General features: G+C 71.1%; 11 protein-coding genes. 8 read left to right on the forward strand and 3 right to left on the reverse strand.

Features of this window, described 5'->3' with window-relative positions:
* The first annotated feature begins 430 nt into the window (after positions 1-430).
* Together ABZ457_RS30025 and ABZ457_RS30030 are read left to right on the forward strand one after the other, a co-directional pair.
* Positions 431-841 carry a rodlin gene (locus ABZ457_RS30025; protein ID WP_359164051.1) on the forward strand — a complete coding sequence of 137 codons (411 nt, stop codon included), beginning with the start codon at positions 431-433 and terminating at the stop codon, positions 839-841.
* Between the two features lie 335 nt (positions 842-1176).
* On the forward strand, positions 1177-1404 hold the full coding sequence (locus ABZ457_RS30030; protein ID WP_359164074.1) for a chaplin: 228 nt from the start codon (positions 1177-1179) through the stop codon (positions 1402-1404).
* Positions 1405-1493: 89 nt separating this feature from the next.
* On the opposite strand, the gene ABZ457_RS30035 is transcribed toward ABZ457_RS30030, so the two are convergent.
* Positions 1494-2381 (reverse strand): ScbA/BarX family gamma-butyrolactone biosynthesis protein, encoded by an 888-nt coding sequence (locus tag ABZ457_RS30035; protein WP_359164054.1) that lies wholly within the window; start codon positions 2379-2381, stop codon positions 1494-1496.
* Positions 2382-2858: 477 nt separating this feature from the next.
* Here ABZ457_RS30035 and ABZ457_RS30040 point away from each other — a divergent pair, with 477 nt between their 5' ends.
* From ABZ457_RS30040 to ABZ457_RS30050, 3 genes are all read left to right on the forward strand, one after another.
* Positions 2859-3590: an HAD family hydrolase gene (locus ABZ457_RS30040; protein WP_359164057.1), complete on the forward strand. Its 732-nt coding sequence runs from the start codon at positions 2859-2861 to the stop codon at positions 3588-3590.
* A 14-nt stretch (positions 3591-3604) separates the two neighbouring features.
* The gene (locus ABZ457_RS30045) at positions 3605-4399 is read left to right on the forward strand and encodes a glucose 1-dehydrogenase (RefSeq protein WP_359164077.1); all 795 of its coding nucleotides are present in this window, start codon (positions 3605-3607) and stop codon (positions 4397-4399) included.
* 150 nt (positions 4400-4549) lie between these two features.
* Positions 4550-5209: a ScbR family autoregulator-binding transcription factor gene (locus ABZ457_RS30050; RefSeq protein ID WP_359164060.1), complete on the forward strand. Its 660-nt coding sequence runs from the start codon at positions 4550-4552 to the stop codon at positions 5207-5209.
* Positions 5210-5301: 92 nt separating this feature from the next.
* Here the strand turns inward: ABZ457_RS30050 and ABZ457_RS30055 are convergent, their stop codons facing one another.
* Positions 5302-5769 (reverse strand): hypothetical protein, encoded by a 468-nt coding sequence (locus tag ABZ457_RS30055; RefSeq protein ID WP_359164080.1) that lies wholly within the window; start codon positions 5767-5769, stop codon positions 5302-5304.
* 69 nt (positions 5770-5838) lie between these two features.
* Positions 5839-6477, reverse strand: coding sequence for a TetR/AcrR family transcriptional regulator (locus tag ABZ457_RS30060; RefSeq protein WP_359164063.1), 639 nt, complete (start codon positions 6475-6477; stop codon positions 5839-5841).
* Between the two features lie 494 nt (positions 6478-6971).
* On the opposite strand from ABZ457_RS30060, the gene ABZ457_RS30065 reads away from it, so the two are divergent.
* The 3 genes from ABZ457_RS30065 to ABZ457_RS30075 form a co-directional block, all read left to right on the forward strand.
* Positions 6972-7340 carry an acyl carrier protein gene (locus tag ABZ457_RS30065; RefSeq protein ID WP_359164066.1) on the forward strand — a complete coding sequence of 123 codons (369 nt, stop codon included), beginning with the start codon at positions 6972-6974 and terminating at the stop codon, positions 7338-7340.
* Positions 7337-8239 carry a 4'-phosphopantetheinyl transferase superfamily protein gene (locus tag ABZ457_RS30070; protein WP_359164069.1) on the forward strand — a complete coding sequence of 301 codons (903 nt, stop codon included), beginning with the start codon at positions 7337-7339 and terminating at the stop codon, positions 8237-8239. The genes ABZ457_RS30065 and ABZ457_RS30070 overlap by 4 nt, the downstream gene beginning before the upstream one ends.
* The coding region (locus ABZ457_RS30075) for a carboxyl transferase domain-containing protein (RefSeq protein ID WP_359164071.1) at positions 8236-8633 on the forward strand (398 nt) is incomplete at its 3' end. The genes ABZ457_RS30070 and ABZ457_RS30075, both read left to right, overlap by 4 nt.

Genomic DNA, 8633 nt, shown 5'->3' on the forward strand with positions numbered 1-8633 from the left:
AGCTTGAACTTGTCCAGCGTGATCACCCACGCCGCCAGCAGACCCGCCGCCCCGGTCACCACCAGCAGCCACCCCAGCGCCCGGCTCGCACCGATGGCGGCGGGGGGCGGGGCCTCCGGCGCGCGATGCCTGCTCCTGGCCCTGTTCTCGTCTCCGGTGGACACCGAGGGCGCCGTTCCGCTCGCACCGGCCGTAATTGTCATATTGAATTCACCGCTCGTTCGACTCGATGGATTCGCCTATTGTGCCGCACCCGCCGACCGCCTCCGGCGCGAAGAATCCATTCACCTCCCCGGCCGATCGCGATAGCCCCACCGGCGCAATTCGAGCACGCTGCGGCAATCGGGTGAACCCCCGAAACCAAACCCGGCCACGTCAGTTGATCAGGCTGCACCGCGTTCGCGCGTTCATAACGAAAAGGGACAAGTAAGTGATCAAGAAGATTCTGACGACGGCCATGGTCACCGCTTCCATGGTGGGTGCCGGCGCGGCCATGGCCCCGCAGGCGCTGGCCGTCGGCGACAACGAGGGCACCTTCTCCGCGAGCGGCAACGGTGCCTCGCAGTCCTACGGCAACGCCGCCACCCACGGCGACATGAGCCCGCAGATGAGCCTGGTCCAGGGCTCCCTGAACAAGCCCTGCATCGGCCTGCCGGCCAAGGCCAACGTGGGCTCCCTCGTCGGCCTGATCCCGGTCGCCGTCCAGGACATCCCGATCCTGTCGGCCCCGCAGAACCAGCAGTGCGTCGAGAACTCCACCCAGGCCAAGGGCGACGAGCCGCTGTCGCACATCCTCTCCGACATCCCGATCCTGTCGGAGAACGGCGCCTCCGCGCGCTGACCCCGGGCCCGCTGATCACGGGCCGGAAGGCACCCCCGTACGCCTCGCGTACGGGGGTGCCCGTATGTCCGGAATCGAATTCACCGGTAATCACCCGGACCTTCCGAACCGACTGGCCCACCGAATTGTTCGACGGATTCCGCCAGCCGGTTCGAATCATTATCGGTGAGGCATACGAGTGACTTTTCGAACCGCCTGCCACCAAGCGGTTTCCGAACGGGAAGCCCCTCGTTACCAGTTACGCGGGGGCGCACGCCCGCACATTCCGCCGGGAGTGCACGACACGAAAGCCGTGCCGCGCACCGCGCCCTGCTGAAAGGATCGAAATGAAGCACATGAAGGCTGCTGCCGCCGTCGTCGCCGGTCTCGCCCTGGCGTTCGGCGGTGCCGCGCCCGCCATGGCCGACGCGGACGCCAAGGGTGCCGCCATCGGTTCCCCGGGCGTGCTGTCGGGCAACGTGATCCAGGTCCCGATCCACATCCCGGTGAACGTCTGCGGCAACTCGGTCAGCGTGATCGGTCTGCTGAACCCGGCGATCGGCAACACCTGCATCAACGACTGACCCCGCGCGCCCCCGGGCGCGAACGGGTGGAGCCGGGCCCTGTTCCAGGGCCCGGCTCCGTCGTGTTCCGCCGCTGTTCCTTCGTCGGTTCAGCCCGCCGGGTGGGTGGTGACGACGCACTCGAAGGCGAGGGCGCCCTCCTGTTCGATCGCCACCCGCACCAGGCCGGCGCCGCCCGCGCCGCCGGAGAGGGACACGCCCTCGACCCAGGCGGGGGCGTCCAGTTCGACGTAGCGGTGGAAGGAGGACTCCATCCCCACCGCCAGCACGGGCGCGGGCCCCTGGAGGGCCTGGGCCGCCTGCCGGGCCGCCTCCAGCAGGAGCATGCCGGGGGCGTGGTCGTTCGGGTGGTCGAACACGATGGGGTGCAGGGTGTCCACACGGAGCTGCCAGTGGCCCTCCGCCGAGGTCGGCGCCAGCACCACGTCGTGGCGGCGGTCGCGGCCGACGAGTTCGGGGCGGACCGGGAGCGGCAGCGCGACGGCGTCCGCCATCGCCGCGTCCGCGTCCGCGTACGACCCGCGCAGTCTTCGGTACAGCGCCCGGCCGTGGTTGGTGAAGGAGGTGGTGGCGACGGCGAGCCGGCGGCCGTCGCGGGTGGCCGTCACGTCCATCCGCATCCTGCGCATGGCCCCGCCCCGGCGCTCGATGTCGGTGCAGCGGATGTGCAGTTCGACGGAGGCCGGGGTGGACTCGGCGCGCAGCGCCTCCGGTTCCAGGGCGACCCGCAGGTTCTGCCATATCTGCTTGTGATCCATCGGCGCGTCGAAGACCGTGTGGGACAGCAGCGGGACCGTCTGCCGCAGGGTTTCGCTGAAGAGCAGCGGATCGTGGTACCCGGCGACCGGTCCGTAGAAGGAGTGCCCCCGAGGCCACTGCGCGGTGACCGTCCACAGATCGGGTCCGCTCTGCCGCCAGCCGGTGAGGAACACCTCGGCGACCGCCGCGCGGTGCACGTACTCCCTCGGGACGGTCATGGTCAGAGACGGAACGGCGGGCGGTGCGGCGGCGTGTGGAGCCTGGCTGTGCGTGACTGTCATGCCGGCATGCACAGAGGTGGTCATTTGCCTCTCCCCAGGGCGAAATGGAGCACGATGCGCGAACGAGTGCAGGTCAAGTACAGGTGGAGCGAGCCTCGACGCAGAGCTGCGTCGCTCGCCATAAGATACTGACTGTACGGTTTTTTTGCTAGCGCCTTCCGGGAGCGGGGAAGCCGCCCCGGGCACGGCATCCAGCCGGGCGAGCGTCGCCCTCACCCACCTTCACCTGGGCGTTTGCCGTGATTTCAGGATGAGTTGACGTACCTTCAGGCTCCAGTCGCCACGATCGGGCCATCAGGGAAAACCCGACCGCATGGTCCACGATCCGAGACATGGGCCATAAATGCATGGACCATTCAATAGTTCGGAGGCCAGTATCTGGACCGTCGGTCTGGTTTATCGAGAGGAACTCGCATGAGCGAGCAGCTCAGCACGCTCCGTCTGGCCGCCCTCAACATCGACGGCGTGCTCCTGAACGACACCTTCAGCCCGGTCATCCACCGGTTCGTCACCAGCCGCGGGGCGGACTACTCCGCCGGGCTGGAGCGCCGGATCTTCTCGCAGCCGCAGCTGGTCGCGGCCGCCGTGCTCGCCGAGGCCACCGGCATGAGCACCACCCCCGAGGAGACCATCGCGATCTACCTGGAGGAGCGGGAGCTCTACACCGTGGAGCACCCGGTGCACCTCCTGGACGGCGCGGTGGACCTGCTCCGCCGGCTGCGGGCGGCGGGCCTGCGGACCGTCTGCTACGGCGGCCTGGACGCCTCGCACTTCGAGCGCCATCTCGGCCATCTCGCCGAGCTCTTCGACGGTCCCGGCTATGTGTGCACCAACGACATCCGCCCGGGCATCCGCGAGATCACCGAGCTGTTCGGCCTGGCACACGGCCAGGTCCTCTTCGTGGACGACGTGGCCCGGGTGGCCGAGCAGGCGCGGGAGCTGGACGTGCCCTTCGTCGGCCACCCCAGCTCCTTCCCGCACGGCTTCCAGCGGCAGCTCATGGCGGAGGCCGGGGTGCGCCACCTGGTCGACTCCCTCGACGCGATCGACGGCGAACTCCTGCGCGGGATCGACGCGGAGGCCGCGGCGGGCACGGTCTGGACCGGCGCGCGGAGCGGCGGTACGCGGAGCGGGCTCGCGGCATGACCGTGACGGGGGGAATGCCGGTGGGGTCACCGGCAGCGGGGGTGCCGGCGGGGGGACTGCTGGCGGGGAAGGCCCTGCTGATCACCGGGGCCAGCAGCGGTATCGGCGCCGCTGCGGCCCGGGTCGGCGCGGCACACGGCGCGAGGCTGGTTCTGATGGCCCGGCGGACCGGACAACTGAACGCCCTGGCGGCCGAGTTGCGGGACAAGGGCGCCGAAGTGGCCTGCGCGGCCGGTGACGTGACCCGCGCGGAGGAGGTGGCGCGGGCGGTGGAGATGGCCGTGGACCGCTACGGCGAGCTGCACGCGGCCTTCAACAACGCGGGCGCGGTGCGCGAGCCGCTGCCGCTGCACGAGACGCCCGACGCCGACTTCGACGCCGTGCTCGACGTCAATCTGCGCGGGGTCTGGCTGTGTATGAAGTACGAGATCGGGGCCATGCTCGCGGCCGGCGGCGGGGCGATCGTGAACAACAGCAGTGTGGCCGGGCTGCGCGCCACCTCCATGGGGGCGCCCTATGTGGCGGCGAAGCACGCGGTGCTCGGGCTGACCCGGTCGGCCGCCACGCAGTACGCGCCCGCCGGAATCCGGGTGAACGCCCTGGCCACGGGCCTGACCCGGACCGAGATGGCGGAGGGTCTGTTCGCCCGGGACCCCGCCACCGAGGAGCGGATGCGGCGCCGCAACCCGCAGAACAGGGTGGCCGATCCCGAGGAGGTGGCCGAGGCGGCCGCCTGGCTCTGCAGCGACCTGGCCGGGTTCGTGACCGGCACCGTGCTGGCCGTGGACGGGGGCGCGGGAGCGTGGTGAGGCCGCGCAGCGGGGGTGACTGGCCGCGCCCGGGTTGATAATGTACTAGGCATCCGGTTTCTTTTTCCTTGCCCGGTGGTCCGCTCGGCCGCCGGTATGTACGCACCGCTTCAGCCGAAGGGGGCGGCGTGGTGCGGTGGGAGGACGTCAATGGCACAGCAGTTGCGCGGGATCAGGACCCGCCGAGCGATCCTGGACGCGGCGGCGGAAGTCTTCGCGCAACACGGCTACCACGGGGCGAGCATCGCCGAGATCCTGGACAAGGCCCAGGTCACCCGGGGTGCCCTGTACTTCCACTTCGCCTCCAAGGACGAACTGGTGCAGGGCATCTTCAACGAGCAGGTGGGGGGCCTGGGTTACCCGGAGCGGATGTACAAGCTCCAGGAGCTGGTGGACTCGGCGATGGCGCTCGCCTGCCGGCTGCCGCAGGAGACCATGCTGCGGGCGGGCGCCAAGCTGGCGATGGACCCGCGGCTCCAGCAGCTGGCGGGCGGCGGGCCGTGGGACGCGTGGGCGGACTCCTTCGCGAAGACGGTGACCGAGGCGAAGGAGCAGGGGGAGGTCTTCCTGCATGTCTCGCCGCGCGACCTCGGCCACTTCCTGGTCAGTTCATGGATCGGCGCGCAGGTCGTCTCCCAGGTCAAGTCCGGCTGGCAGGACCTGGAGGAGCGGATCTCGGTGCTCTTCGGCTACACCCTGCCGTCGATCGCGCTGCCCGCCGTCCTCGCGCAGATCGACTTCGCCCCGGACCGCGGCACCCGGGTCCTCGCCGAGGTCCGGGCGCACGAGACCCCGGAGACCGTGCAGTGACGCCGGCGGCGGCCTGACCGGAGGCCGGCGGCGTCACCGCCGGTTCAGCGGACCGCCCGCCGCCGGGTCAGCGGACCAGGATCGCCGCCGGGTCAGCGGACCAGGGCCGCCGCCCGGGTCACGAAGGTCTCGATCGCGTCCCGGGCCCGGGAGTCCAGGGCGTCCCGGGTCTCCTGGTCCTCCGCGGTCGACACGTCCCGCGTGCAGCCGTAGGCCCGTTCGGCGGCGAGGACCACGTCCCGGTCACCGGTGAGCAGCTTGACCCGGTAGAGCGCCTGCCGGGTGGCGGCCCGGAGGCGGTGGGCCTCGTCGCGCGCCGCGACGAACGCCTCGCCGTCCGGGTCCCGCACCTTGTGGTACCAGCGGCCCGCCTGGCCGTGGCGGTAGTCCTCCAGGGCCGAGGCGAACGCGGTGTACGTGGCGATGCGCTCCTGCCGGAGCGCTTCGGCACGGGCGAAGAGCTCGGCGCGCCGGGACGCGCCGCGCTGGAACAGGTGCGTGATCACCACGCCCATCAGCGTGCCCCCGACCGCCACGGCGCTGGTCCATATGGCTTCCACGGGCACCAGCTGATCATATGATCCGCCGTCACGTCACGGCTTCCACCCGCCGGGCCGGCACCTTCCGGGTCAGGAGACCGTCGTGGTGCAGTGGCCGTCCGTGCGGAAGGTCCAGGGGTGTTCGGCCGGGGCCAGGGCGGGCAGCAGGGCCTGCCAGACCTCGGCGAGCCAGGGACCCCGGTCGCGGGTGCCGGAGGGCTCCTCGGGGCCCACCGCCTCCTGGTGGACGACCAGGGCGAGCGCCAGCTCCACGAGGGCGTCCTCGGCCACCTCCGGGTTGAGGCTGCCGTCCTCGCGGGCGCGCAGCGCGGAGGCGTGCAGGGCGTCCCGCCAGACCGAGCGGCAGTTCAGCGAGGACTCCGGCGCGGTCCCCCGCTCCCGGGCGAGACGCAGCCCGGCCCGGGTGAGGAAGTCGGTGGCCAGCCGGTGGGCGACCGCGCAGCTCATGTCGACGACCGTCTGCAGTCCGGGCACCTCCCGCCCGGCGAGGTCGTCGAGTTCCGCGCGCGCCCGTGAACAGGCCAGCTCCTGCACGGAGTCCGCCAGATCGGGCTTGCTGCTGAAGTGGAACGACAGGGCGCCCTTGCTCACCGCCGCCAGATCGCTGATGGCGACGAGGGAGGTGCCCTCGTAGCCGTGCCGGTCGAACTGGTGGGCGGCGGCAAGGAGCAGGGCGCTGCGGGTCCCCTCTGCTCGCGCTTGTCTCATGGGGCGGCTCATCTCGCGTTATGTGCAGTGCGCAGTTATCGATCCGGATCAGGTTAGGAACCGTCGCTTCCGCACGTCAACGACGGTGACGGAAACATGGCGTCCCGGCAGCACGGCCGACCGGATCCCCGCGGACGGCGCACGCTCTCCCCAGGAAACCAGAACAAGGGGAATTACCCCTTCTCCCCGTCGCCATCGGCCGGTAATCGGGCAGTGTTTCACCGGCTGGTAATCGCCGGGCCGGGATGATGCTTAGCCGGTGCTTGATGGGCGGTTATCGACCGCTTCCGACCACGTCTTGACTGGTCAGACGCCAGTCGAAAAGCTGTTCTGCGGACCTTTGGACCATTCCCGAGAGATTTCCGGCCTGCCTTCGTCCGCCGCCCCGGTGAATTCTTCGCACCACCCCGGGACGGCGTCCGCCGCGACACCCGTCGCCGTGTGAAGACGGCCCGGAATCCTCGTGACCCGCCCGTACGGAAAGAGGTGTGACAATGGCTGAAAAGCCCATTCCAGATCTCCTGGAACGTCTGCCCGATCTCGCCGAACTGCGCGCCGCAGGCACCGAACTGCGCACCCGCATGATTGCCGACTACATATGCCGGGAACTCGAACGCTTCCTCGACGTCCCGCCCGCGCACCGGCTGAGCACCAGCCGCCCGCTGCGCACCCAGGGCGTCGGTTCGATCACCGCCCTGAAACTGCGCCGGATGCTCGAACTGGCCCTGCGCATCGATGTGCAGGCGACCGATCTGCTGCGGGACGACACCGTCGAGGAGGTGGCCGCCCTGCTCGCCGGGCGCCTCGGCCCGGTGACCGATCCCGGCGCGCGGCTCGCCGGGGCGGGCGTGCGCCGGCCATGACCCCGTCCCTGCCACCCACCGTCGCCGACCGGGCCGCCCCCGGCACGGCCACCATCACCGTGACGGACGGGGACCTGCATCTGTGGTCCATGCGCCAGCCGTGGACCGACGACGGCCCCGCGCCCATGGTGACCTCCGAACTCGACGAGGGCGAACAGGAGCGCGCCGCCTCCTTCGTGCAGCCCCACGACCGGCTCCTGTACCTGTCGGCGCACGTCGCCCTGCGCCGGCTGCTGGCCGCCTATGTGGGCGTGCCGCCGCGCGAGGTGCGCCTCGGCCGCGCCCCCTGCCCCGGCTGCGGCGGGCCGCACGGCCGCCCCGTCGTCCTGGACGCGCCGACGCCGCTGCACTTCTCGCTCTCGCACAGCCACGGCCTGGCCGTGTTCGGGGTGGCCACCTCGCCCGTGGGCGTGGATGTGGAGCAGGTGCCCTCCCGGGAGACGGCCGAGCTGTGCATCCCCACGCTGCACCCCGAAGAGCGCGCGGAGCTCGACGCGTTGCCCGCCGATGAGCAGCCGGTTGCCTTCGGCAGACTCTGGACCCGCAAGGAGGCGTACCTCAAGGGCATCGGCACCGGGCTGAGCCGGGACCTCGCCGCCGACTACCTGGGCGAGCGGCGCGGGCCGGGCGCGCCGGAGCGTCCGCCGGGCTGGATCGTGCGGAGCGTGCCCGGCTACCCCAGCCATGTGGCTGCGGCGGCCCTGCGCACCGACGCGGACCACTGCACCACGGCCCGCACCCTGCCCACCGCGTGCCTGTACGCCGAGGACGCCACCGAGCTGCTGGCCTCCGCCAGGGAGCGCGTCTGCGCCGTGCTGCCGGCCGAGGGCGCGACACCCGGGAACGGAACGAACGAGAGCGGAACGAACGGGAACGGACCGAGAGAGGAGCACCGATGACGACCGCCGCGACACCCGCCGGAACGCCGACGGGGACGGACCGGCTGCATGAGCTGACCGCGCTCAGGGAGCTGGTCCGCGAGGGCCCGGACCCCCGGGCCACCGAGCGCCAGCACGCCAAGGGCAAGCTGACCGCCCGGGAGCGCATCGAACTCCTCCTGGACAAGGGCAGCTTCACCGAGATCGAGGCCCTGCGCAGGCACCGGGCCAGCGGGTTCGGCCTGGAGGCGAAGAAGCCCTACACGGATGGTGTGATCACCGGGTGGGGGACGGTCGAGGGCCGGACGGTCTTCGTGTACGCGCACGACTTCCGGATCTTCGGCGGTGCGCTGGGCGAGGCGCACGCCACCAAGATCCACAAGATCATGGACATGGCGATCTCGGCGGGCGCGCC

The organism is Streptomyces sp. NPDC005805, assembly GCF_040630445.1.
Taxonomy (GTDB): Bacteria; Actinomycetota; Actinomycetes; order Streptomycetales; family Streptomycetaceae; genus Streptomyces.